22 protein-coding genes are annotated in these 23,931 nt (G+C 39.2%); 14 read left to right on the top strand and 8 right to left on the bottom strand.

Annotated elements, in window-relative coordinates:
* Positions 1-112: 112 nt before the first annotated feature.
* The gene (locus tag A1D25_RS08695; RefSeq protein WP_157395295.1) at positions 113-976 is read right to left on the bottom strand and encodes a YicC/YloC family endoribonuclease; all 864 of its coding nucleotides are present in this window, start codon (positions 974-976) and stop codon (positions 113-115) included.
* 89 nt (positions 977-1,065) lie between these two features.
* Between A1D25_RS08695 and rph the strand changes: the two genes are divergently transcribed.
* A complete protein-coding gene (gene rph, locus A1D25_RS08690) occupies positions 1,066-1,782 on the top strand; it encodes a ribonuclease PH (RefSeq protein WP_157395294.1) in 717 nt (238 codons plus the stop codon).
* 79 nt (positions 1,783-1,861) lie between these two features.
* Here the strand turns inward: rph and A1D25_RS08685 are convergent, their stop codons facing one another.
* The gene (locus A1D25_RS08685) at positions 1,862-2,122 is read right to left on the bottom strand and encodes a YfhL family 4Fe-4S dicluster ferredoxin (protein WP_157395293.1); all 261 of its coding nucleotides are present in this window, start codon (positions 2,120-2,122) and stop codon (positions 1,862-1,864) included.
* Between the two features lie 206 nt (positions 2,123-2,328).
* Here A1D25_RS08685 and nadR point away from each other — a divergent pair, with 206 nt between their 5' ends.
* A complete protein-coding gene (gene nadR, locus A1D25_RS08680) occupies positions 2,329-3,594 on the top strand; it encodes a multifunctional transcriptional regulator/nicotinamide-nucleotide adenylyltransferase/ribosylnicotinamide kinase NadR (RefSeq protein WP_157395292.1) in 1,266 nt (421 codons plus the stop codon).
* On the top strand, positions 3,595-4,287 hold the full coding sequence (locus A1D25_RS08675) for a metallophosphoesterase family protein (protein WP_157395291.1): 693 nt from the start codon (positions 3,595-3,597) through the stop codon (positions 4,285-4,287). It begins immediately after the preceding gene.
* A gap of 76 nt (positions 4,288-4,363) precedes the next feature.
* Here the strand turns inward: A1D25_RS08675 and A1D25_RS08670 are convergent, their stop codons facing one another.
* Positions 4,364-4,918: a DUF805 domain-containing protein gene (locus tag A1D25_RS08670; protein WP_157395290.1), complete on the bottom strand. Its 555-nt coding sequence runs from the start codon at positions 4,916-4,918 to the stop codon at positions 4,364-4,366.
* A gap of 198 nt (positions 4,919-5,116) precedes the next feature.
* Here A1D25_RS08670 and prfC point away from each other — a divergent pair, with 198 nt between their 5' ends.
* The 7 genes from prfC (at position 5,117) to yccS (ending at position 13,227) form a co-directional block, all read left to right on the top strand.
* Positions 5,117-6,706 (top strand): peptide chain release factor 3, encoded by a 1,590-nt coding sequence (prfC, locus tag A1D25_RS08665; protein WP_157395289.1) that lies wholly within the window; start codon positions 5,117-5,119, stop codon positions 6,704-6,706.
* Between the two features lie 224 nt (positions 6,707-6,930).
* Positions 6,931-7,668 (top strand): 23S rRNA (guanosine(2251)-2'-O)-methyltransferase RlmB, encoded by a 738-nt coding sequence (gene rlmB, locus A1D25_RS08660; protein ID WP_157395288.1) that lies wholly within the window; start codon positions 6,931-6,933, stop codon positions 7,666-7,668.
* A gap of 526 nt (positions 7,669-8,194) precedes the next feature.
* On the top strand, positions 8,195-8,782 hold the full coding sequence (gene rppH, locus A1D25_RS08655; RefSeq protein WP_157395287.1) for an RNA pyrophosphohydrolase: 588 nt from the start codon (positions 8,195-8,197) through the stop codon (positions 8,780-8,782).
* A complete protein-coding gene (locus A1D25_RS08650) occupies positions 8,775-9,569 on the top strand; it encodes a sulfite exporter TauE/SafE family protein (protein WP_157395286.1) in 795 nt (264 codons plus the stop codon). The genes rppH and A1D25_RS08650 overlap by 8 nt, the downstream gene beginning before the upstream one ends.
* Before the next feature lie 7 nt (positions 9,570-9,576).
* Positions 9,577-10,368 (top strand): prolipoprotein diacylglyceryl transferase, encoded by a 792-nt coding sequence (gene lgt, locus A1D25_RS08645; RefSeq protein ID WP_157395285.1) that lies wholly within the window; start codon positions 9,577-9,579, stop codon positions 10,366-10,368.
* A 32-nt stretch (positions 10,369-10,400) separates the two neighbouring features.
* On the top strand, positions 10,401-11,093 hold the full coding sequence (locus A1D25_RS08640; protein ID WP_157395284.1) for a phosphoglycolate phosphatase: 693 nt from the start codon (positions 10,401-10,403) through the stop codon (positions 11,091-11,093).
* Positions 11,074-13,227 (top strand): YccS family putative transporter, encoded by a 2,154-nt coding sequence (yccS, locus tag A1D25_RS08635; protein ID WP_157395283.1) that lies wholly within the window; start codon positions 11,074-11,076, stop codon positions 13,225-13,227. Before A1D25_RS08640 ends, yccS begins: the two co-directional genes overlap by 20 nt.
* A gap of 58 nt (positions 13,228-13,285) precedes the next feature.
* Here yccS and pgtP read toward each other — a convergent pair whose 3' ends face one another.
* The gene (pgtP, locus tag A1D25_RS08630; protein ID WP_157395282.1) at positions 13,286-14,620 is read right to left on the bottom strand and encodes a phosphoglycerate transporter protein PgtP; all 1,335 of its coding nucleotides are present in this window, start codon (positions 14,618-14,620) and stop codon (positions 13,286-13,288) included.
* Between the two features lie 229 nt (positions 14,621-14,849).
* On the opposite strand from pgtP, the gene thrC reads away from it, so the two are divergent.
* Complete coding sequence (gene thrC, locus A1D25_RS08625) at positions 14,850-16,127, top strand: threonine synthase (RefSeq protein WP_157395281.1); 1,278 nt, start codon at positions 14,850-14,852, stop codon at positions 16,125-16,127.
* 99 nt (positions 16,128-16,226) lie between these two features.
* On the opposite strand, the gene mpl is transcribed toward thrC, so the two are convergent.
* Positions 16,227-17,588, bottom strand: a complete 1,362-nt coding sequence (gene mpl, locus A1D25_RS08620) for a UDP-N-acetylmuramate:L-alanyl-gamma-D-glutamyl-meso-diaminopimelate ligase (RefSeq protein ID WP_157395280.1) — start codon at positions 17,586-17,588, stop codon at positions 16,227-16,229.
* Positions 17,589-17,708: 120 nt separating this feature from the next.
* On the opposite strand from mpl, the gene fbp reads away from it, so the two are divergent.
* Positions 17,709-18,713, top strand: coding sequence for a class 1 fructose-bisphosphatase (fbp, locus tag A1D25_RS08615; RefSeq protein ID WP_157395279.1), 1,005 nt, complete (start codon positions 17,709-17,711; stop codon positions 18,711-18,713).
* A 106-nt stretch (positions 18,714-18,819) separates the two neighbouring features.
* Here the strand turns inward: fbp and asnA are convergent, their stop codons facing one another.
* Positions 18,820-19,812 (bottom strand): aspartate--ammonia ligase, encoded by a 993-nt coding sequence (asnA, locus tag A1D25_RS08610; protein WP_157395278.1) that lies wholly within the window; start codon positions 19,810-19,812, stop codon positions 18,820-18,822.
* 167 nt (positions 19,813-19,979) lie between these two features.
* Here asnA and asnC point away from each other — a divergent pair, with 167 nt between their 5' ends.
* Together asnC and udp are read left to right on the top strand one after the other, a co-directional pair.
* The gene (gene asnC, locus A1D25_RS08605) at positions 19,980-20,453 is read left to right on the top strand and encodes a transcriptional regulator AsnC (protein WP_157395277.1); all 474 of its coding nucleotides are present in this window, start codon (positions 19,980-19,982) and stop codon (positions 20,451-20,453) included.
* Between the two features lie 123 nt (positions 20,454-20,576).
* Positions 20,577-21,341: a uridine phosphorylase gene (gene udp, locus A1D25_RS08600; protein WP_157395276.1), complete on the top strand. Its 765-nt coding sequence runs from the start codon at positions 20,577-20,579 to the stop codon at positions 21,339-21,341.
* A gap of 57 nt (positions 21,342-21,398) precedes the next feature.
* On the opposite strand, the gene A1D25_RS08595 is transcribed toward udp, so the two are convergent.
* Positions 21,399-21,689 (bottom strand): DUF5377 family protein, encoded by a 291-nt coding sequence (locus A1D25_RS08595; protein ID WP_157395275.1) that lies wholly within the window; start codon positions 21,687-21,689, stop codon positions 21,399-21,401.
* An 84-nt stretch (positions 21,690-21,773) separates the two neighbouring features.
* The gene (gene glyS, locus A1D25_RS08590; protein ID WP_157395274.1) at positions 21,774-23,840 is read right to left on the bottom strand and encodes a glycine--tRNA ligase subunit beta; all 2,067 of its coding nucleotides are present in this window, start codon (positions 23,838-23,840) and stop codon (positions 21,774-21,776) included.
* Positions 23,841-23,931 lie beyond the last annotated feature (91 nt).

Genomic DNA, 23,931 nt, shown 5'->3' with positions numbered 1-23,931 from the left:
GATAGCTTGCGGTTTTTTGCGTTTATTCGTTGAGGTGGTGTAATAGGGCGTAATGGACAAAATGGTTACTATTGATTTATCCATTACACTATATATCTTTGATCGTGAACTATTATTCCAAATTTTGAATTTGCTCACGCATTTGCTCAATTAATACTTTTAGTTCAACGGCGGAGTTAGTCACATCAGCGTTGATTGATTTTGATGCCAACGTATTCGCTTCTCGATTAAGTTCTTGCATCATAAAATCAAGTTTGCGCCCTACTGCACCACCTTTCTTTAAAATAGATGTCGTTTCTTTAACGTGTAGCTGTAAGCGATCAAGCTCTTCGGCAACATCTACACGCTGAGCAAGAAGAACCATTTCTTGTTCTAATCGTTGAGGATCAATTTGTAGGTTCAATTCGTCAAAGCGTTGTTGTAAACGCTCTTTTTGCCATTGTAGGATAGTTGGCATTTGTGCTTGAACTTTACTTGCTTCTTCTGCAATCGCATCTAAACGCTGTTGAATTAACTGCTGTAAGTTTTCACCCTCACGCCCACGCATAGCAATAAAGTCTGTTAAAATTTGTTCAAAACCAGCTAATAAGTCCTGTGAAATTTGGTCAAGATCTTGATTTTGTACATCAACTACACCAGGAAAACGTAAAATATCTACAAGGTTGATTTCACCTTCATTTGCAGTCTCTTTAAGCCATTGTAATGAGCTAATGACTTGTTTTGCATATTCTTGATTTAAAGCTAATCCATTGTTTTGGTTATTATTTAGCTCAATTCGTAGGCTACATTCTACTTTTCCACGCGTTAAAGATGAACGCAAACGTTCTCTTAGAGTCATTTCTAAATTGCGAAAGGTTTCGGGTAAACGGAAATAGGTTTCTAAGAAACGTTGATTAACTGAACGAATTTCCCATACTGCATTTCCCCACTCTTTTTTCAACTCTAAATGTGAAAAAGCGGTCATACTATAAATCATATACATCTCTCTTAGTTGGTAAAATTTGGCATATTGTACTGGTTATTCTGCTAAAATAGGGAAAATTTTATCTTAACAAAGGAATTATTATGCGTCCAAATAATCGCCCTAATATTCAAACTCGCCTAATTAAAATTACTCGCCATTACACACGCTATGCGGAAGGCTCCGTGCTAATTGAATTTGGAGAAACTAAGGTGTTATGTAATGCCACTATTGAAGACACTGTACCTCGTTTTTTAAAAGGACAACAGCAAGGTTGGGTAACTGCAGAATATGGAATGTTGCCAAGAGCAACGCATAGTCGTACTCAGAGAGAAGCTGCGAAAGGCAAACAAGGTGGGCGTACAATGGAAATTCAACGTTTAATTGCTCGCTCGTTACGTGCAATTGTGGATTTAAAAGCCTTAGGTGAGCGTACCATTACTGTGGATTGTGATGTTATCCAAGCCGATGGCGGCACACGCACAGCATCTATCACAGGGGCTTGTGTGGCACTACACGATGCGATCAATAAATTAGTCGCAGAGGGTACACTTAAACAAAACCCACTAAAAGGTTTAGTTTCTGCAATTTCAGTAGGGATTGTAGCAGGCGAAGCCGTATGTGATTTAGAGTATGTTGAAGACTCAAATGCTGAAACAGATATGAATGTAGTAATGGTGGAAGACGGTAGGTTCGTTGAAGTACAGGGTACAGCCGAAGGTGAACCATTTAGTCATTCGGAATTATGCACTTTACTTGATTTAGCTAAAGGTGGTTGTGAGCAACTTTTTGTAGCACAGCGTCAAGCATTAACGGAGTAGTTGGCTAACCAACCTAGTAAGCGGTACTTTTCTTCAGATATTTTTCAAATTTAATGTCGCCTATTTTGCAGGCGACTTATTATAGTTGATCTGCGTGATGGATCATTACAAAACGCTCCCAAAGTTGCTCATTGGTTTCGATATGATCAGGATCAGTAATAATACAGTTGTTGATTGGACAAACTTTCTGGCAAGTAGGGATTTCATAATGCCCTACACACTCAGTGCAGAGATCGGGGTCAATCACATAAATTTCATCGCCCATTGATATTGCCTGATTCGGACATTCGGGCTCGCACATATCGCAATTCGTGCATTTGTGAGTGATCAGTAACGCCATTGTTTCCCTTGATGTGTAAAAATGGGAGCGATTATACCTTGCTCAGCAAAAGTAGAAAGCCCCTATACATTTTTTTGCAAAAAATCCTAAAGAACTAACCGCTTACTCGAGCAATTCTCAGTCTGTTTTGAGCCTTTTTTCAGGGAAAACAATGACAAAATAGTGAATTTCCCCTATCATTCAAGCTCTATTTTGAGGGATATCCGATGACAAATTTTGCTTATCTTCAACAAAAACGCAAACAGCTTAAACTGAAAGTAAATGATATTTGCGAACAAGCTAATGTAACTCGAGCCTACTTTAATCAGCTAGTAACAGGGAAGATAAAAAACCCGAGTGCGGCTAAATTAAAAGCACTGCATAAGGCGTTAGGCATTGTAGAAGAACAAAACCAACGCATTGGCGTGATTTTTGGTAAGTTTTATCCTGTGCATACAGGGCATATCAATATGATTTATGAAGCCTTTAGTAAGGTAGATATGCTACACGTTATTGTCTGTACAGATACTGAACGAGACATTCAGCTGTTTAACGATAGTAAAATGAAGCGAATGCCAACAAATGAAGATCGCCTACGTTGGATGCAACAGATCTTTAAATATCAGCAAAAGCAGATTTTTATTCATCACTTAATTGAAGATGGTATTCCGAGTTATCCAAACGGTTGGGCAGGTTGGGCAGAAAGGGTGAAATCTCTCTTTGTCGAGAAAAATATTCAGCCAAGTATTGTATTTAGTAGTGAAGTGCAAGATAAAGAGCCTTACGAAAAATATTTAAATTTAGAAGTGCATTTGGTTGATCCTGAACGTAACTCTTTTAATGTCTCTGCGACTAAAATTCGGAATAACCCATTCCAGTACTGGCGTTTTATTCCAAAAGAAGTACGTCCTTTCTTCGTTAAAACTATTGCGATTTTAGGCGGGGAAAGTAGTGGTAAGAGTGTACTTGTGAGCAAGTTAGCCAATGTGTTTAATACTACATCTGCGTGGGAATATGGACGAGAGTTTGTGTTTGAGCAATTAGGTGGCGATGAGCAAGCGATGCAATATTCTGACTATCCGCAAATGGCATTAGGACACAAACGTTATGTCGATTATGCAATGAAACACGCTCATAAAGTCGCTATTATTGATACCGACTACATCACGACACAAGCATTTTGTATTCAATATGAAGGTAAGGCTCACCCATTTTTAGATTCAATGATCAAGGAATACCCGTTTGATGTAACTATCTTGCTATCTAACAATACTAAGTGGGTTGATGATGGCTTACGCAGTTTAGGTTCTGTAAAACAGCGTCAGCGGTTTCAACAATTATTGAAAAAGTTACTCGAGAAATATAATGTGCCTTATATTGAAATTGAGTCACCAAGCTATTTAGATCGCTATAATCAAACAAAAGAAGTGGTTGAATCAATTTTGAATGATGAACCAATCCCATTAACTTTGAAGCAATATAACGAGAATTAAATGACAATACTTTTTGCGGGTGATCCACACGGAAGTTACGCCCATCTTTATCCTTTTGTAAAAGAACGACAGAATGTTTCACTTATCATTTTAGGCGATTTGCAACTCACGACTACTGCGGAGTTAGATGATCTTGCTCATCATTGTGATATTTGGTTTATTCACGGTAACCACGATAGTAAAACAGTGGCAGCCTTTGATGCTATTTGGGGCAGTGCTTGGAAAGAGCGTAATCTTCACGGGAGAGTAGCAGAAATTGAAGGAGTAAAAATTGCAGGACTTGGAGGGGTATTTCGTGGGCATATTTGGATGCCACCACATCGACCAATGTTTTTTGACCCAATTCATTATTGCCAATATTCCCCACAAGAGCGTATTTGGCGTGGGGGGGTTCCATTACGCCATCGTTCTTCAATTTTCCCTTCTGATGTAGAAGGATTAGAAAATCAGAAGGCGGATATTTTAATTACTCACGAAGCACCAAGACCGCATCCACAGGGTTTTGCTGCTATCAATCAACTTGCTCGAAAAATGGGCGTTCGGAAGATTTTCCACGGGCATCATCACGATAATTTTGATTATCGCCCAATCAATCGTAATAAGGCTTGCGATATTTATAATATCGGCTTTAGAAGCTTGGCAGATATTGAAGGTAATTATTTACTTGTGGGTGTTGATGATCGCGATCTCTAAGTAACACAAAAAATCCCAGTCAATAGCTGGGATTTTCTTTGGGCGATATTGCAAAAAATATCGGAAATCTTACCGCTTATACGCTCGGTTCAATTCTCTCATTGTCTTTTTGCTCTACTTGACTTGGGTATTTCGGGCTTTCGCCATATTTATTTGCCTGCTTTTGACCATCTTTAAAAAATAGTATTAAGAAAAAGATGATATAAATTAACACAGTGGCTAAAGTCATTATGTTAATTGCTATGATTGGAGTAGAGGGTGTACCTTCTTCTAAAATTGGCAAGAAGACAAATGTTGTACCGAGTAAAAGCAAGGGTAATAGATAGATGACTAGTTGCCACCAACCTGATCTACCTAAATCGTGTAAACGGCGTGCGGTTAAACTTAGGCTCACAAAGAAGGTGAGAATACCGTAGATAAAGGATATAGCGTAATAAATTATGCCTATCGCACCTAAGCCGAGACTCATATCATTGGTATTTAAGGATAGTCCTGCTGCAATTACCCAAACAGTCAATAATGCCGCAAGCTGTACGAGAAAGTTCATTAACATAAACCAGCCATATTCCGCACGTCTTGCTCGTCCGCTGTAATTAAAAATATTTTTAAAGGCGTGAATAAACCAACGCATATTGCTCTCCTATGAATATATGGTAAAAAACTAAGAATCTGACCACTTGACTATTATCTTAGTTACAAATTAAATTGACAAGCGGTCAGTTTCAGTCAATTTTTTGCAAATTTTAGTATAAAGTGATGTAAAGAGTTGTGATGAAAGGTGAGATAGGCGACAATAACCGCCATTTTGAAACGAATTAGAGTATAACGAATGTCATTAAATGATTATCCACAAGAAGTGAATAAACGCAGAACTTTTGCGATTATTTCCCACCCCGATGCAGGTAAAACCACCATCACCGAAAAAGTATTACTTTACGGTAACGCCATTCAGAAAGCAGGTTCAGTCAAAGGAAAAGGCTCAGCACAGCACGCAAAATCCGACTGGATGGAAATGGAAAAACAACGTGGTATTTCAATTACCACCTCGGTAATGCAATTTCCTTATAATGATTGTCTAGTGAATTTACTAGATACCCCAGGACACGAAGACTTCTCGGAAGATACCTATCGAACATTAACTGCCGTTGATAGTTGCTTAATGGTTATTGATTCAGCAAAAGGGGTTGAAGAACGTACCATTAAGTTAATGGAAGTTACTCGTCTGCGTGATACGCCAATTCTGACGTTTATGAATAAACTTGACCGTGATATTCGTGATCCGATGGAATTGCTTGATGAAGTCGAAAGCGTATTAAAAATTAACTGTGCACCTATTACTTGGCCTATCGGTTGTGGAAAACTATTTAAAGGTGTTTACCATATCGCTAAAGATGAAACCTACCTTTACCAAACAGGGCAAGGACATACAATCCAAGATGTGCGTATCATCAAGGGATTAGATAACCCTGAATTAGACACTGCCGTAGGGAACGATTTAGCCGAACAGTTGCGTGAAGAATTAGAACTTGTTCAAGGTGCAAGCCACGAATTTGAGCTAGAATCTTTCTTAAACGGTGAATTAACGCCAGTCTTCTTTGGTACAGCATTAGGTAATTTTGGTGTTGATCACTTCCTAGATGGTTTAACCGAATGGGCTCCAGCACCACAACCTCGTCAATCTGATGAACGTACTGTTGAAGCAAGTGAAGAAAAATTTAGTGGCTTTGTGTTTAAAATCCAAGCAAATATGGATCCAAAACATCGAGACCGAGTTGCATTCTTACGTGTTGTTTCAGGTAAATATGAGAAAGGAATGAAGTTAAAACACGTTCGTATAGGGAAAGATGTGGTCATTTCTGATGCTTTAACCTTTATGGCTGGCGACCGCTCTCACGCAGAAGAAGCCTATGCAGGCGATATTATCGGCTTACATAATCACGGCACAATTCAAATTGGCGATACCTTCACACAAGGCGAAAATCTCAAATTTACGGGTATTCCAAACTTTGCCCCTGAATTATTCCGCCGTATCCGTTTACGCGACCCACTTAAACAGAAACAGCTACTCAAAGGATTAGTCCAACTTTCAGAAGAAGGTGCAGTCCAAGTATTCCGACCACTAATAAATAATGATTTGATTGTTGGTGCTGTGGGGGTATTACAGTTTGATGTTGTTGTTTCTCGCTTAAAAACGGAATACAACGTAGAAGCCATTTATGAAACCGTAAATGTAGCAACAGCTCGTTGGGTTGAGTGTAACGATGCGAAGAAATTTGAAGAATTTAAACGCAAAAATGAGCAGAATTTAGCCCTAGACGGTGGTGATAACCTAACCTATATTGCTCCGACAATGGTTAATCTTAACTTAGCACAGGAACGTTACCCTGATGTTACGTTCTTCAAAACAAGAGAGCATTAAAACGACTTTCTTCGTGAATTTCATCAAATCTCCCCTACCCCTCTTTGCTAAAGAGGGGAACTTATTCATCGGAAATTTGAATATTGAGAACTCTAACACGATAGAAATTCGCCGAATGGCTAAATAATTTTCTTCGCTTTAATTCCTCTCTTTAGCAAGAAGAATTAGGGGAGATTTTGTAGCCTAATAACAAACAATCAAAATCCAATTAAGAAAATACTACTATGAGTGAACAAATTTATGGTATTCACGCCGTTAAAGCCTTTTTAGATAACGCTCCAGAGCGTTTAATTGAAGTCTATGTGCTAAAAGGGCGTGAAGATAAACGTTTAAATCCACTATTAAATGAACTACAACGCTTAGGAATTGCAATCCAGCAACTCAATCGCCAAAGCCTAGATAACAAAGCTCAAGGTGAAGTGCATCAAGGGATCATTGCAAAAGTGAAACCTGCAAAAGAACTTAATGAACAAGATCTTGATCAGATCTTGGCGAGTAAAACTAATCCGTTATTATTGATCTTAGATGGTGTTACTGATCCACATAATTTAGGTGCTTGTTTACGCACCGCAGATGCCGCTGGAGTTGATGCTGTGATTGTTCCAAAAGACAAATCTGCCCAGCTCACTTCTACTGCTCGTAAAGTAGCTTGCGGAGCAGCTGAAGTTATTCCATTAGTACGAGTAACTAACCTTGCTCGTACAATGCGAGAGTTGCAAGAAAAAAATGTTTGGATTATCGGCACTGCTGGTGAAGCAACAGAAAGCCTATATCAAGTAAAAATGACTGGAGCCATTGCACTCGTAATGGGGGCTGAAGGCGATGGAATGCGTCGTTTAACGCGTGAACATTGTGATCAACTTATCAGTATTCCTATGGCTGGCTCTGTATCATCATTAAATGTTTCAGTTGCCACAGGTGTATGTTTATTCGAAATTGTCCGTCAAAAACTAGCACAATAATCTTCAGATAAAGATGGGTTTTTCACCCATTTTTATCTTCTGTATGAAAAATAACCTTACCTTTTCCTCTTTTCCACACTTTGCCTAACTTATTGTTTTATCTGAATAAAATAGCGATAAAAAGATCTTATTTTAAGTTACACACGATCTTTTTTCAGATCTATCACAATTCTATCCACAGATCGTGGGGATAATTCGATCCTAATGTGAATAATATTGATCAATCTCGCCGATACGTTGATATTTATACCCATAATGATGCCGAATTCCACAAAATTATGTTCATAAATACAGCTGTTTTTTAGATGAGAGATCCCGATTATTTTACTCTATCTTGAATAAGATCCCATTATCCTCTTGTTTTACCCAAAAAGTTATCAACAAATTTTCAAGTTATCCACAGAGTTATTCACAATTCGTAAAATATTACAGATAACCGACCGCTTACTTTCGCTTTTGGTTGTTCAAAAGGCTGAATTATGAAACAATTCACCTATCTAACACTTTATAAAGAAGGCGGTCTAAATTGATCGATTTTGATGGTTACCGCCCAAATGTTGGTATCGTGATCTGCAATAAACAAGGACAAGTTCTTTGGGCAAAACGGTTTGGTCAGAACTCTTGGCAATTTCCACAAGGGGGAATTAATGAGGGTGAAAACATTGAAACAGCAATGTACCGTGAGCTCTACGAAGAAGTCGGTTTATCGAGAAAAGATGTACGAGTACTCTGGGCATCAAAATATTGGCTAAAATATAAACTTCCTAAACGGTTAGTGCGAATGGAAAATGCACAGCCTGTCTGTATTGGACAAAAACAGCGTTGGTTTTTGTTACAGTTAGTTGCCGATGAAAGTTTAATCAATCTAAAAACATCTAAAACGCCAGAATTCGATGGCTGGCGTTGGGTGAGCTTTTGGTATCCTGTGCGTCAGGTTGTTTCGTTCAAGCGAGATGTTTATCGCAAAGTAATGAAAGAATTTGCCCAGATTTTAATAAATGAGAGTGAGAAAGGAAAATCACCTCAGTCTGATAAAAAAGAGCCTCGTGAGCGGCGAGAATATCGTAAGCCTTATCGAGCGAACAACAATAATAAGGGGAAAAAACGTGATTGAGATCTTTTTAAGTTGCCTAGCATTAGGCGCTGTTGTTGGTTTTCTTGCAGGATTATTTGGTATTGGAGGAGGGTTAATAATTGTACCTGCTTTAGTATATCTGTTCTCTCTGATTGATGTTCCCAATGAATATATTATGTCTATGGCACTTGGAACATCATTTTCTACGATCATTGTTACAGCCTTTTCAGCGGCACATCGTCACCATAAATTAGGCAATGTAGATTGGCAGATCAGCAAATATTTTATTCCCGCATTGATGATTTCCGTCTTTCTTGCGGGGTTCGTTGTGGCAGATATGCCTAAAGCAATAATGTCAAAACTATTTGCAGTGATTGTTATTTTCCTTGCGTTAAAGATGCTTTTTTCACTCAAGAAAAAAGATAGCGTAGCAAAACCAATCACACCAAGTTCTACCTTAATTGCGGGTTCACTGATTGGCGCTGTTTCAAGTATGGCGGGAATTGCGGGGGGAGCTTTTATTGTGCCTTATCTCAATGGACGAGGTTTGGAGATGAAACGAGCGATTGGTACGTCATCTTTCTGTGGTGCTTTACTCGGGTTTGCAGCAACAATAAGCTTTATCGTAAGCGGTTGGAATTTACCGAATTTACCCGAATATTCTCTCGGCTACATTTACCTACCAGCACTATGTGGCATTACATTAACATCATTTTTCACATCGAAATTAGGTGCAAATGCAGCGAATGTTCTACCAGTGCCAACGTTGAAAAAGGCTTTTGCGGTACTGCTTGTCTGCATTGCGATCAATATGTTTTTTAAATAGAGGCTATATGAATCAACCATTTTTTGTTTTCCCCAATATCGATCCGATTTTTTTACAATTAGGTCCAATTTCAGTGCATTGGTACGGCATTATGTACCTGTTAGGTTTTGGTTTTGCCTATTGGCTTGGCGTAAGACGAGCAAAAAACTCCAATGGTGTTTGGACACCAGAACAAGTCGATCAGCTACTCTTTAACGGTTTCTTTGGTGTTGTTCTAGGTGGACGTATTGGCGATGTTTTGTTCTATAATTTTGATCGCTTAATGATCGACCCACTCTATCTCTTTCGCATTTGGGAAGGCGGAATGTCTTTCCACGGTGGACTTATTGGTGTCATTATCGCAATGATTTGGACATCTCGCCGCCAACAACGTAGCTTTTGGCAAACAGCTGATTTTGTTGCTCCACTTATTCCATTTGGCTTAGGAATGGGGCGTATCGGCAACTTTATCAATGGCGAATTATGGGGACGAGTAACAGATGTGCCTTGGGCAATGATTTTCCCACACGTTGATTTACTCCCTCGCCACCCATCACAAATTTATCAAGCCTTATTAGAAGGGCTAGCACTGTTTTTATTACTGAACCTCTTTATCCGTAAACAACGCCCAATGGGGTCGGTTGCAGGATTATTCTTAGTCGGCTACGGTGTATTCCGCTTTATCGTTGAATATGTGCGAGAAATTGACCCTGGAGTCAATACCACAACAGATATTATTACTCGTGGGCAACTGCTTTCATTACCAATGGTAATCGGGGGCATTATTATTATGTTAGTGGCGTATAAAAAAGCAAAATAACCGAAAAATCTCACCGCTTATAAGGAGCTAAAATGACTAAAAAATTCAAACTTATTGGTTTTGATTTAGATGGCACGCTCGTGAATAGCTTGCCAGATCTTGCACTCTCACTTAACTCGGCTTTTGCAGAAGTTGGCTTGCCTCAAGCCCCTGAAGAATTAGTACTAACTTGGATTGGCAATGGTGCCGATGTACTCTTTGCCAAAGGGTTAGAATGGACAGGACGAGCTAACGAGTTTTCCGAAGAAGAATTAAAGCAGATTAAGCGCCGTTTTGGACATTTTTATGGTGAAAATATTTGTAATATCAGCAAGTTATATCCAAATGTGAAGACAACATTAGAAATCTTAAAAGCACAAGGATATATCTTAGCGGTTGTAACCAACAAACCGACTAAACACGTTCAGCCTGTGTTAAAAGCCTTTGAAATAGACCATCTATTCAGCGAAGCATTAGGTGGGCAATCTTTGCCTGAAATTAAACCACATCCAGCACCACTGTATTACCTTTGTGGAAAATTTGGGTTATATCCACAGGAATTATTATTTGTCGGTGATTCCAAAAACGATATTCTAGCCGCTCAAAATGCAGGTTGCCAAAGTGTCGGTTTAACTTATGGCTATAATTACAACATTCCGATTGGCGACTCTAACCCTGACTATGTATGTAATGACTTTGCTGAAATTTTAGAGATTGTGGCAAACAATGCGTCCCAAATTTCTTAAAACACTCTCTTTTAATTGGTTAAATACCAATATTATTGGGACACTACCGATCTTCTTTGCCACAAATTTAGCGGCATTAACAGTCTGGCAGTTGAATATTTCTGAGCATACGATGGCATTAGTGCTTGGGATTATTGCTGCTGGACTTTCTGATTTAGACAACCGCTTAACAGGGCGATTAAAAAATCTATTTTTTACGTTGATCGCTTTTGCGATTTCTTCGCTCAGTTCACAATTAGCGTTAAGTTATGGCTGGCTGTTTATTCCCCTGATTACCATCATTACCTTTATTGTGATTATGCTGGGGGCAATCGGTCAGCGTTATAGTACTATTGCATTCGGTACATTGTTAGTTGCCGTTTACACGACTCTGACATACACGCCACAATCGACTTGGTATGGCAACACCTTATTGATCTTATTCGGGACGTTAATTTATGGATTAGTCGCAGTTATTGTTTATCTCTGCTTTCCAAACCGAACGATGCAGGAAAATATTGCTCAGTATTTTGATGCTCTAAGCCACTATTTACAGATTAAAGCAGACTTTTTCGATCCTGATGATACGGAAAACTTACCCGCCAAACAACTTGCTCTTGCTAAAGCGAACATTGCAGTGATGAGTGCATTTGATAAAGCAAGGGTTTCACTGTTTTATCGGCTACGAATGCAACATCGCCATTTACGCACCCAAAAAATGCTACGCTACTATTTTACGGGGCAAGAAATTTGGGAACGTGCCAGTTCAAGTCATTCTCAATATGTCGCTCTGTTTAATGAGTTACAAAATACTGATTTAATTTTCCGTTTTCAGCGTTTACTCGAATTACAAGCAATTGCCTGTCAGCAAGTGGCAACGGCTTTACGCCATAATGAGCATTATCAACACTCAAATCGTGGAGAGCGTGTCTTGCTTGGGCTAACACAATCTCTCACTTTTCATCGTGAAAAAGGAATTAAGAATTTCTCACCATTACACTCCATTGCAGATAACCTGCGTAACATTGAAGGGCAATTAGCACAGTTGGCGGACAACCATTCCAATCAAGAAATTGGTAAAAAACCAGCAAAATCTGCTCGCTTGATCGCAGAAAATGTCTCGAATATTCGAGATATGATCCCAGCTATTCGCTCTCAGTGTCATTTTGGTTCCCCACTTTTTCGCCACGCAGTGCGTTTATCTATTGTTGTCTTTGTGTGTAGCTTAATAGTGGAATGCTTTCAAGTTGAACAAGGTTATTGGATTTTACTGACCGCCATTTTAGTCTGCCAACCTAACTATTCTGCGACTAAAACACGTTTAATCCAACGAGTTATCGGTACTATTTTAGGGGTTGTGGTTGGATTATCGTTTAACTATCTCTCCCCAACATTAGAAGCACAGCTCGGCTTAATTGTGGCATCTAGTAGCTTATTCTTCCTATTTAGGACGAATAATTACAGTTTCTCAACATTCTTTATCACAATTCAAGTGTTAATCAGCTTTGATGTGGTGGGATTCGGTGCTGATGTCGCAATGTTACCAAGGATCATTGATACCTTAATCGGAGCAAGTCTTGCTTGGTTAGCAGTCTCTTATTTATGGCCTGATTGGAAATACCTAAACTTACAACAGAGTTTGAAAAACTCTCTCAAAGAGAATGCCAACTACCTGCTACATATTATTGCTCAATTACAGTTTGGTTATCGTGATCAATTCACTTACCGTATTGCCAGACGTTCGGCACAAAATGCACTCGCGACTTTGAGTATTACGGTTTCCAATATGCTTAGTGAGCCGAAAAAATATCGTCAAACGACTAAGTTCGCCCCAACACTGCTGGGGTTAAGCTACACCTTAATGAGCTATATTTCAGCATTAGGGGCACATCGTATTGCTAGCTACGAATTAAATCATCATATTGAATTTTCAGCGATATTTTTCAAGCACGCCAAACAAGTTTCACAACTATTACAACAGATCGCATCAGGTAATTTTGATCCATCACAAATCAATGAGATCGAGCAACAATTGCAGCAGTTTGAACAGCAATACCAAACAGAAATTGATGAAAAAAGCCTTGTTCTGTTACAACAACTACGTTTAATCACACAACTATTGCCACAATTAGAAGAGTTTGTGGAGAAAGGCTGAAAAGATTAATGCCACTGAATTTATATCAAATCAGTGGCATCAAAAAGACAAAGATTGTTTATTGAGATGCTTTTTCTGGTCTATGGAATAGTGTAAATGCAATAAATCCAAAGCCTAAGAAACACGAAATAATCAATGCGTAAAAACCGCCGTCCCAACCATAAACATCAACTAATTTGCCCATTACCCATCCCGCACTTGCTGAGCCTAGTAAATATCCAAATAATCCTGTTAATCCTGTTGCTGTACCTGTTGCAACACGTGGGACTAAATCAGCTGCTTGTAAGCCAATCATCATTACTGGCCCATAAATTAAGAAACCAATAGCAACCAAACAAATGTTATCAACAAGTGGATTACCCGCAGGGTTTTTCCAATAAACAATAATAGCAATTAACACCCCCACAAGGAACAGCAACATAGGAGGAGCACGGTGTCCTTTGAAAACTTTATCACTTAAATAACCGCTTGCTAGCATTCCAAAAATGCCTGCATATTCGTAAAGGAAATATGCCCAACTTTGTTTATCAACAGTAAAATGCTTCACTTCTTTTAAGTATGTTGGAGCCCAGTCAATAATTCCATAACGAATAAAGTACACAAACACGTTGGCAATAGCGATCGCCCACAAGAACTTGTTATTAACAATATACTTTAAGAAAATATCTTTAGATGAAAGCGTATGAGCAGATTCAACCTTTTCAATCACTTTCTCTCCACGCCACTCATCAACTGGTGGTAATCCTTGAGATTCAGGTGTATCTCTCATCAACCAAAACATCACAAACGCAAGAACAATCGCAATTAAAGCAGGTAAATAGAATAATGATTGCCACACACCAAAGATGGATAATCCCAAGATCGCTAAAGGACCAATTAACCCACCACCTAAGTTATGTGATACATTCCACCAACTCCACCAAGCACCACGCTCCGATTTAGAGAACCAGTTAGTCATTGTTTTTGCACCAGGGGGATAACCCATTCCTTGAAACCAACCATTTAATGCTGCTAAGAGAATCATCAGTGGAATAGATGCCAACACACCAGGTACTAGACCAAAAATTAAACTAACAATAGCTGAGCCTAATAAACCGATTGTGATAAAATATTTCGGATTTGAGCGATCTGAAACATTTCCCATAATAAACTTACTAAAACCATAAGCTAAAGATAATGCAACCCCCACACTCCCCAAATCAGCTTTTGAAAAACCGTATTCATCAATTAGATAAGGTATAGCCAATGAAAAATTCTTACGAATTAGGTAGTAAGCAGCATAACCAATAAACACGCCAGCAAATACTTGCCAACGTAATTTTCTATATTCAGCATCTGTACGAGAGCTCTCAATTCTTGGTGCTGGTGCTGAAGCTTTTAAGAAAGAAAACATATGAACTCCTTTAATGAAATATTTAATCGCTATTGCTCATTCACTTTCGTTTACGAACAATTTCAATCAAATTATCTTCTTCAAAATATCGTTATACAACTAGATTTTTTTAGTTTTGTGATAATGATCTAATTTTTTATATAACTACTTGAGATTGACTAATTAAGGATAACCGCTACAATCGGGAGATGTCTTATTTTTAATTTTTTATACAGTAAAAGGGCAACAAATGAACCTATACAACATCAAGCATCCAGAAGAACAAGTTAATTTTGCACAGGCAGTTCGCCAAGGTTTAGGTAAAGATCAGGGGCTATTTTTTCCTGAAATTATTCCAACATTAACCAATATTGATGAATTACTAGCATTACCTTTGGTAGAACGTAGCCAAAAAATTCTTGCTGCATTGATTGGTGAAGAAATTCCAACAGAAACATTAAATGCAATGGTAAAAAATGCCTTTACCTTTCCTGCACCGTTAGCAAAAGTAAATGATGCTATTTATGCGTTAGAATTGTTTCACGGCCCAACTTTAGCATTTAAAGATTTTGGTGGGCGTTTTATGGCTCAGGCACTTGCTGCAGTGCGTGGAGATGGCAAAATTACCATTCTTACCGCAACATCTGGAGATACTGGTGCAGCCGTTGCTCACGCATTTTACGGATTAGAAAATATCAATGTTGTTATTTTGTATCCAAAAGGCAAAATCAGCCCGCTTCAAGAAAAATTGTTCTGCACCCTTGGTGGCAACATTCGCACAGTAGCGATTGAATCTGACTTTGATGCGTGTCAAGCCCTTGTAAAACAAGCCTTTGATGATGAAGAACTTCGTCAAGCTATCGGCTTAAACTCTGCGAACTCGATCAATATCAGCCGTTTATTAGCACAAGTTTGCTACTATTTTGAAGCGGTTGCACAATTGCCGAAAGAAAAACGTGAAAATGTAGTGGTTTCTGTACCAAGCGGTAACTTCGGTAACTTAACTGCAGGCTTAATTGCCAAAACATTAGGTTTACCAATTAAACGTTTTATCGCTTCAACTAATGCCAATGACACCGTACCACGTTATTTACGTTCAGGTCAGTGGGAACCCAATGCAACCGTTGCAACACTCTCTAATGCAATGGACGTTAGTCGCCCTAACAACTGGCCGCGAGTAGAAGAATTATTTAAACGCAATGGTTGGAATTTAGCCGATTTAGGTTCTGATGCCTTAAATGACGTAGAAACAGAACAAGCACTCAAAGCTCAAAATGACGAAGGCTATCTATGTGAGCCACACGGAGCGATTGCTTACCAAGTATTAAAAGACCAACTTCAAGCAGGTGAAACAGGCATTTTCCTATGCACAGCCCACCCTGCGAAATTTAAAGAAAGTGTTGAGCGTATTTTAGATATCGAATTACCATTACCTGAAGCTTTAGATAAACACAATAAACTACCGTTGTTATCTGATGTAATGGAAAATGATTTTGCCAAATTACGAGCGTACTTATTGGCTAAATAAAGTAGAAAGAGTTGCTAATACAACATACTTATTAGCAACTCCTGAGAATAATATAGGGCGTAGTTCACGCCCTTTTGTAGATAGTTAATAAAAGCGAAATTATTTCACCAATTTATCTAGCAACTTCTGGTGAATACCGCCAAAAGCACCGTTACTCATCACTAAAATATGGTCTGTAGGTTTAGCGTGTTTTACGATTTCATCGACTAAATGATCCAAATCAGATGAATGGTAAGCTGGCTGAGTTAATGCATCAGTGATGATGCTCACTTGCCAAGGAATTGTATCCGGCTGATAAACAAAAACACTATCTGCATTATGCAGTGATGGAGCGATATCATCTTTATGTACCCCCATTTTCATTGTATTTGAACGAGGTTCAAGAACAGCTAAAATACGTTCAGCTCCAACCTTACTACGCAAAGCGTTGATGGTTGCATTGATAGCGGTTGGGTGGTGAGCAAAATCGTCATACACAGTTACGCCATTCACATTGCCTTTGACTTCCAAACGGCGATTGGCATTGATAAAAGAACTTAATGCTTGGCAAGCTATTTCAATGGCGACACCTGCGTGATGTGCGGCTGCGATTGCCATTAAACCATTGTGCATATTATGCTCGCCTAAAATTGCCCATTGTACTTCACCCGCTTTTTGCCCTTGATAATAGACTGCAAAATGTGAGCAATCTTGTGCAATCGCTTCGGCATACCACTCATTCTCTTTACCTATAAATTGTAAGGCACTGTAATGCCCCATTGCTAAAGTTTGTTGTACGTTATCATCAGCTTTGGCAGATAAAATACAACCGTTCTGAGGCATTGCTCGCACAAGGTGGTGGAATTGACGTTGAATGGCTTTTAAATCATCAAAAATGTCTGCGTGATCGAAGTCAATGTTATTGATAATTAAGGTTTTGGGATTGTAATGTACAAACTTAGAACGTTTGTCAAAGAAAGCAGAATCGTATTCATCAGCTTCAATGACAAAATAACGACTGCTACCTGCACGAGCAGAAATACCAAAATTACCTGCTACACCACCAATTAAAAAACCTGTATCAATGCCTGCTTGGTCTAAAATCCACGCTAACATTCCTGTGGTTGTGGTTTTACCGTGTGTGCCTGATACGGCTAATACCCAACGATCTTTGAGTAGATGATCGTGTAGCCATTGTGGGCCAGAGGTGAAATTTAATTGATTGTTTAAGACATATTCGACACAAGGATTACCGCGGCTCATTGCATTGCCAATAATAACCATATCAGGTGCAGGATCTAACTGAGCAATATCATAATTCGGGATAATTTCAATACCGCTTTTTTCTAAAAAAGTACTCATCGGCGGATATACATTCGTATCCGACCCCGTTACTTTGTAACCTAATTCGCGGGCGATAATCGCTACGCCCCCCATAAATGTGCCACAAATCCCTAAAATGTGGACGTGTTGTTGTTTCATTGGATTCCTTAATACGAAAAAGTGTGATTCAGCTCACAAAATAAGACTTTGTTTCCAAAGCAAAGTTTAATGAACGCTATAATAAAACAAAGCGTTATGAATAGCTAATAGGAGATGAAAATGAAAACGTTAGGGGAATTTATTGTAGAAAGACAAGCAGAATACCCAGGTGCAACGGGGGAATTAAGTGGAATTCTTTCATCTATTCGTTTATCTGCCAAAATTATTCATCGAGATATTAACCGAGCAGGGCTAACCCAAGATATTTTAGGTGTATCGGGCGATGAAAACATTCAAGGCGAAACACAGATGAAATTAGATGTGTTTGCAAATGAAACAATGAAAAAAGCCTTAATTGCTCGTGGTGATGTGGCTGGTTTTGCTTCCGAAGAAGATGATACTTTTGTTGCCTTTGATACGGAGCGTGGGCGTAATGCAAAATATATTTTAATGACCGATCCGCTAGATGGCTCATCAAATATTGATGTGAATGTTTCTGTTGGCACCATCTTCTCTATTTATAAACGTGTTTCACCTATTGGTACACCTGTCACAATGGACGATTTTCTCCAACCTGGGCGTAAACAGGTTGCTGCGGGTTATGTTACCTATGGTTCATCAACAATGTTAGTTTATACCACAGGGAATGGCGTTAATGGCTTTACTTATGATCCCTCTTTAGGGCTGTTTATTCTTTCTCACCCAAATATGAAAATGCCTTATGAAGGAAAGTATTACTCAATTAACGAAGGGCAATATCTTAAATTCCCAGATGGCGTGAAAAAATTTATTAAATTCTGCCAAGAAGAAGATAAGCCAACAGGTCGCCCCTATTCTTCTCGTTATATCGGTTCTTTGGTTTCAGATTTTCACCGTAATTTACTCAAAGGCGGTATCTATATTTATCCAACAACCAAAAGCCACCCGAATGGCAAATTGCGTTTGCTTTATGAAGGAAATCCAATGGCATTTTTAGCAGAACAAGCAGGGGGAATGGCAACAGATGGTGTGAATACGATTTTGGATATAAAACCAACCGAATTGCATCAACGAGTGCCATTCTTTGTGGGTTCAACGGCAATGGTGAAAAAAGCAGGGGAATTGATTGAGGCGTTTGGGGGGTGATTCAATACTATAGAAAAAATACAACATCAGTATTCAAAACTGGTGTTGTATTTTTACAATGTTTTATTTAGTTCAAGTTTGAAGATTTTATTTCATTAAAACGCTATTACAAAATATTCTCAAACTTCGTTAGCATCTCTTTTGGCCATACGCTTGATTGTACTTCACCGATATGTTTTTTACGGAGTAAGAACATAGCAAGACGAGATTGACCAATACCACCACCAATTGAAAGCGGTAAACGACCTGCTAATAAATCTTTATGCCAATCCATTTCTAAACGAGCTTCATCGCCTGTTAGTGCAACTTGTAAGCGTAATGCCTTCTCATCTACACGAATACCCATTGATGATAATTCAAATGCAGTACCAAGTTCTTCATTCCAAACTAAAATATCGCCATTTAAACCTTTATAACCATTTTCTGATTCTGTTGTCCAGTCATCGTAGTCTGGAGCACGTCCATCGTGAGCTTTTCCATCAGATAATTTGCCGCCAATCCCGATTAAAAATACCGCACCGTATTCTTTACAAATAGCATTTTCACGTTCCTTCCCTGTCATATTTGGATAACGTTGTACTAAATCTTCACTATGCACGAAAGTAATCTGTTTTGGCAGAATAGAAGGGATATCAAAACGAGCTTCCACCGCTAACTCAGTTAAACGAATTGCTTTATAAATTGAGCGAACAGTCTCTTTGAGATATTCAAAGTTGCGGCGACCTTCAGGAATAACCTTTTCCCAGTCCCATTGATCGACAAATACAGAGTGGGTTGGATCCAGTGAATCTTCATCTGGGCGTAACGCTTTCATATGCACAAATAACCCTTCGCCTTCTTGGAAGCCAAAGCGGGCAAGCGTGTGGCGTTTCCACTTAGCAAGAGAGTGAACAACTTCATAAACCGCATTTGGAATACATTTCACATTGACTTGTACTGCTTTTTCAATACCCGATAAGTTATCTTGCATACCGTTACCCACTTCACTTAGAATTGGGCCTTGCACTTCAATAATATCTAGTTGCTCAATCAGGTTTTGGGTAAACGTGTTTTTCACAAAGCTAATTTCTTGTTGCTGTAAGATAAATGACTTTTTCATATAATTTCCTTTATTTAAGAATTTCTCAAAGTTGATGAATGTAATTTAAATCAAATATCAAATAATTCAATACAAATCCAATAAAATACCTTTTGCGTTAGATAATTCATAAAAATATATGCTATATTTTATATAAATTCTAATTAAAGTTAAAAAAGGAGCAGATTTTGCATACGAATCATCATTCCACCATTCAAATTGATCAGCTTGATCAACAAATTTTGCGAGTTTTAACCCAAGATGCTCGTACACCCTATGCTGAAATGGCAAAAAATTTTGGTGTCAGTCCAGGCACTATTCACGTTCGAGTAGAGAAAATGCGTCAAGCTGGGATTATTGAAGGTACAAAAATTCGGATCAATGAACGTAAGCTCGGCTACGATGTATGCTGCTTTATCGGCATCATTTTGAAAAGTGCAAAAGACTATGAAGCTGTTATTGCTAAATTGAAACAGTTTGATGAAGTCGTTGAAGCTTATTACACCACAGGTAATTACTCTATTTTTCTTAAAGTAATGACCCATACTATTGAAGAATTACATCGAGTTTTGGCAACCAAAATCCAGCTAATTGATGAAATCCAATCAACAGAAACACTGATTTCAATGCAGAACCCAATTTTGCGAGATATAAAACCTTAAGCAAACGTTTCCCTTTGATCTTGTTCACATTTTTGCAAATAGATTTGCAAAAAATTTAGGGAAAGTAACCGCTTGCTTGGTAGAATACCCTTGTTATTTAACCTTATTAAAAAGGAGAGAATTATGTCAGAAGTTTTTCACTTAGGCTTAACAAAAGCGATGTTAAAAGGGGCGAAAGTTGCGATCGTTCCAGGCGATCCTGCTCGTAGTGAACGAATTGCTGCAAAAATGGAAAACCCAGAATTTTTAGCCTCCACTCGTGAATATACCTCTTGGCTCGGTTATGTGAATGGACAACCTATTGTCGTCTGTTCAACAGGTATCGGTGGGCCATCAGTGTCGATTTGTGTGGAAGAATTAGCACAACTGGGTGTCCGTACTTTCCTACGCATCGGCACAACAGGGGCAATTCAACCTCATATCAATGTTGGTGATGTACTTGTTACAACAGGTGCAGTGCGTTTAGATGGTGCAAGCCGTCATTTTGCACCATTAGAGTATCCTGCCGTTGCAGATTTCCGTTGTACCAATGAGCTTTATGCAGCAGCAAAAAATCAAGGTATTGAACCTTATGTGGGTATTACCGCATCATCGGATACTTTCTACCCAGGGCAAGAACGTTATGATACCTTTAGCGGTAAAATTTACCGCCATTTCCGCGGTTCATTGCAACAATGGCAAGAATTGAATGTGATGAATTTTGAGATGGAATCTGGCACGCTATTTACAATGTGCTCTGCTTTAGGTTTACGCTCAGGAATGGTATCTGGCGTAATTGTAAATCGTACTCAACAAGAGATTCCAAACGAATCAACCATCAAAGGCACTGAAAGTAAAGCGATTGATGTTGTTGTTGAAGCGGCAGGAAAATTAGCACTGGATTACTAGTTGCAAGTAACGAAAATGCACCAATAGCAAGGGTGCATTTTCTTTATTAGGCATTATTTATGCCAATCCTAACTTACCAATTTTAATTCCAATATTACCTAAGGCTACTGGACCGAGATATTCGGCAAGAAAACGGAATAGCTCATCAACATCGTGAAAAATACAATGAGTCTGCACTTCTTTTTCTACGGTACGAGTAAATTCGTAAGATACCTTTTCACTTTCAATGTGAGCTTCTAACTTTAAATAAACCGTTTCAAAATAATGACTCATCGCCCCTTCTAGCCCAGGGTCACTAATACGCACGTCCCATTGATTACTAAATAAAAGTTCTGTTTTTTTCGACATATTTTCTTCCTGATTATCTAAAATAAGTAAAATTTTTCAAAAAAAGACCGCTTACGTTGCCATAAGCGGTCAGATTAACGAAAATTATTGCAATAATGAAATATCCGCAACTTGTAAGAACAAGTTTTGTAGCGTATTTAAAATCGCTAAACGGTTTTGACGCAGTTTTTGATCTTCTGCATTCACCATTACATTATCAAAGAAATTATCTACTGGCTGACGTAAACTTGCTAATTTATCTAGCACGGCAGTGTAATCGCCTTTAGCAATCAGCGGTTGAACTTCTTTTTCTAATGTCAGCACAGCTTCTGCCAAGGATTTCTCTGCAGGCTCTACACAAGCGGTGAGATCAATCGCACCAATTGCAATATCTGCTTTCGCAAGAATGTTACTCACACGTTTATTCGCTGCCGCTAACGCTTCCGCCGCATCTAATGTGCGGAAATGCGATACCGCACGCACTCGTGCATCAAAATCAGATGGTTTAGTCGGACGGCGAGCCAGTACCGCTTGGATCACATCTACCGCAATACCTTCATCTTGATACCACGCACGGAAACGACCAAGCATAAAGTCCACTACCTCTTCAACCACATTGGTATTCGTCAGTTTATCGCCGAAAAGTGCGGTGGATTTTTTCACAATTTCAGCAAGATCAAGCGGTAAGTTTTTCTCAACAATAATGCGTAACGCACCTAATGCTGCACGACGTAATGCAAATGGGTCGGCACTGCCTTTTGGTGCTTGACCGATACCAAAAATCCCTGTGAGCGTATCGAATTTATCGGCTAACGCTACGCTACTCGCCACCAATGATTTTGGCAACGCATCGCCTGCAAAGCGTGGCATATATTGCTCATTTAACGCCACCGCCACTTCTTCATCTTCACCATCGTGGCGAGCATAGTGCATACCCATCACGCCTTGCGTATCGGTAAACTCAAACACCATATTCGTCATTAAATCGCATTTTGACAGTAAACCTGCACGTTTTGCTTTAGTTTCATCAGCCCCGATCTGTTTTGCAATCTCGCCTGCAAGTTGCTCAATACGAGCGGTTTTATCACGCAATGTGCCAAGCTGTTGTTGGAATAACACGGTTTCTAAACGTGGCAATTGATCTTCTAAGCGCTGTTTTAAGTCAGTTTTAAAGAAGAATTCCGCATCTGTTAAACGTGGGCGAACCACTTTTTCGTTCCCTTCAATGATTTTGCTTGGATCATCAGGATTGATGTTCGACACAAAGATAAAGTGCGGAAGTAGTTTTCCGTCTTTGTCATAAATCGGGAAGTATTTTTGGTCGCCTTTCATTGTGTAAACCAAAGCTTCCGCAGGAACAGCTAAGAAACGATCTTCAAATTTTGCCGCAAGCACGTTCGGATATTCAACAAGGGAGGTGACTTCATCAAGTAAGTCATCTTCAATATCTGCTACACCACCTAAAGCGGTTGCTTTCGCTTGAGCTTTTGCAAAAATTTCAGAACGGCGTTCGTTGAAGTCTGCAATCACAGAACCTTTTTCTCTCAGTAATTGTGGGTATTGATCAGCGTGATCGATTTGGAATTGTCGTTCGCCAAGGAAACGGTGTCCACGAATGGTGCGACCGCTTGCGACACCTAAAATCTTGCCTTCAATTAACTCATCGCCTAACAATAAAGTGACCGTATGCACTGGGCGAACAAATTGTTCGGTTTTATCGCCCCAACGCATTGTTTTTGGAATAGGCAACTTCGCAAGAGAATTGCTGATGATGCCAACAAGCAAGTTTCGGGTCGGCTGACCTTCAATCACTGCACGATGAACTAGCCATTCGCCTTTGTCAGTAGCGATACGCTCCGCTTGTTCAACGGTAATGCCACAGCCTTTCGCCCAACCTTCAGCCGCTTTGGTCGGTTTACCTTCCACATCAAACGCCGCCGACACCGCCGGCCCACGTTTCTCGATTTCTTTACTTGGCTGAGCGGTTGCTAAACTTAATACTTTAACCGCTAAACGACGAGGGGCTGCAAACCATTCTACTTTATCAAAAGCTAAACCTGCTTGGTTTAATTCTTGTTCTACATTTTCTGCAAACGCAGTCGCTAATTTTTTGAGTGCCTTCGGTGGCAGCTCTTCAGTGCCGATCTCGGCGAGGAAGTTTTGTGTTGTCATTTTGTTTTTCTCATCAATATAAATCTGGATATTATTGCTTATTTATTCTCTCACTTCGTTTTCACTTCTGCCAAATCTCCCCTTGTACAAC

This window comes from Ursidibacter arcticus (assembly GCF_009761375.1).
Classification (GTDB): domain Bacteria; phylum Pseudomonadota; class Gammaproteobacteria; order Enterobacterales; family Pasteurellaceae; genus Ursidibacter; species Ursidibacter arcticus.
This window is presented reverse-complemented; position numbering and strand designations above follow the sequence as displayed.

Coding starts and splice junctions, on each gene's coding strand:
- A1D25_RS08670 (WP_157395290.1), bottom strand. CDS start 4,918: ATGCGTTGGTTTATTCACGCCTTTAAAAATATTTTTAATTACAGCGGA.
- nadR (WP_157395292.1), top strand. CDS start 2,329: ATGACAAATTTTGCTTATCTTCAACAAAAACGCAAACAGCTTAAACTG.
- A1D25_RS08685 (WP_157395293.1), bottom strand. CDS start 2,122: ATGGCGTTACTGATCACTCACAAATGCACGAATTGCGATATGTGCGAG.
- fbp (WP_157395279.1), top strand. CDS start 17,709: ATGAAAACGTTAGGGGAATTTATTGTAGAAAGACAAGCAGAATACCCA.
- thrC (WP_157395281.1), top strand. CDS start 14,850: ATGAACCTATACAACATCAAGCATCCAGAAGAACAAGTTAATTTTGCA.
- glyS (WP_157395274.1), bottom strand. CDS start 23,840: ATGACAACACAAAACTTCCTCGCCGAGATCGGCACTGAAGAGCTGCCA.
- udp (WP_157395276.1), top strand. CDS start 20,577: ATGTCAGAAGTTTTTCACTTAGGCTTAACAAAAGCGATGTTAAAAGGG.
- asnA (WP_157395278.1), bottom strand. CDS start 19,812: ATGAAAAAGTCATTTATCTTACAGCAACAAGAAATTAGCTTTGTGAAA.
- rlmB (WP_157395288.1), top strand. CDS start 6,931: ATGAGTGAACAAATTTATGGTATTCACGCCGTTAAAGCCTTTTTAGAT.
- lgt (WP_157395285.1), top strand. CDS start 9,577: ATGAATCAACCATTTTTTGTTTTCCCCAATATCGATCCGATTTTTTTA.
- pgtP (WP_157395282.1), bottom strand. CDS start 14,620: ATGTTTTCTTTCTTAAAAGCTTCAGCACCAGCACCAAGAATTGAGAGC.
- A1D25_RS08675 (WP_157395291.1), top strand. CDS start 3,595: ATGACAATACTTTTTGCGGGTGATCCACACGGAAGTTACGCCCATCTT.
- A1D25_RS08640 (WP_157395284.1), top strand. CDS start 10,401: ATGACTAAAAAATTCAAACTTATTGGTTTTGATTTAGATGGCACGCTC.
- prfC (WP_157395289.1), top strand. CDS start 5,117: ATGTCATTAAATGATTATCCACAAGAAGTGAATAAACGCAGAACTTTT.
- mpl (WP_157395280.1), bottom strand. CDS start 17,588: ATGAAACAACAACACGTCCACATTTTAGGGATTTGTGGCACATTTATG.
- rph (WP_157395294.1), top strand. CDS start 1,066: ATGCGTCCAAATAATCGCCCTAATATTCAAACTCGCCTAATTAAAATT.
- yccS (WP_157395283.1), top strand. CDS start 11,074: ATGCGTCCCAAATTTCTTAAAACACTCTCTTTTAATTGGTTAAATACC.
- A1D25_RS08595 (WP_157395275.1), bottom strand. CDS start 21,689: ATGTCGAAAAAAACAGAACTTTTATTTAGTAATCAATGGGACGTGCGT.
- A1D25_RS08695 (WP_157395295.1), bottom strand. CDS start 976: ATGATTTATAGTATGACCGCTTTTTCACATTTAGAGTTGAAAAAAGAG.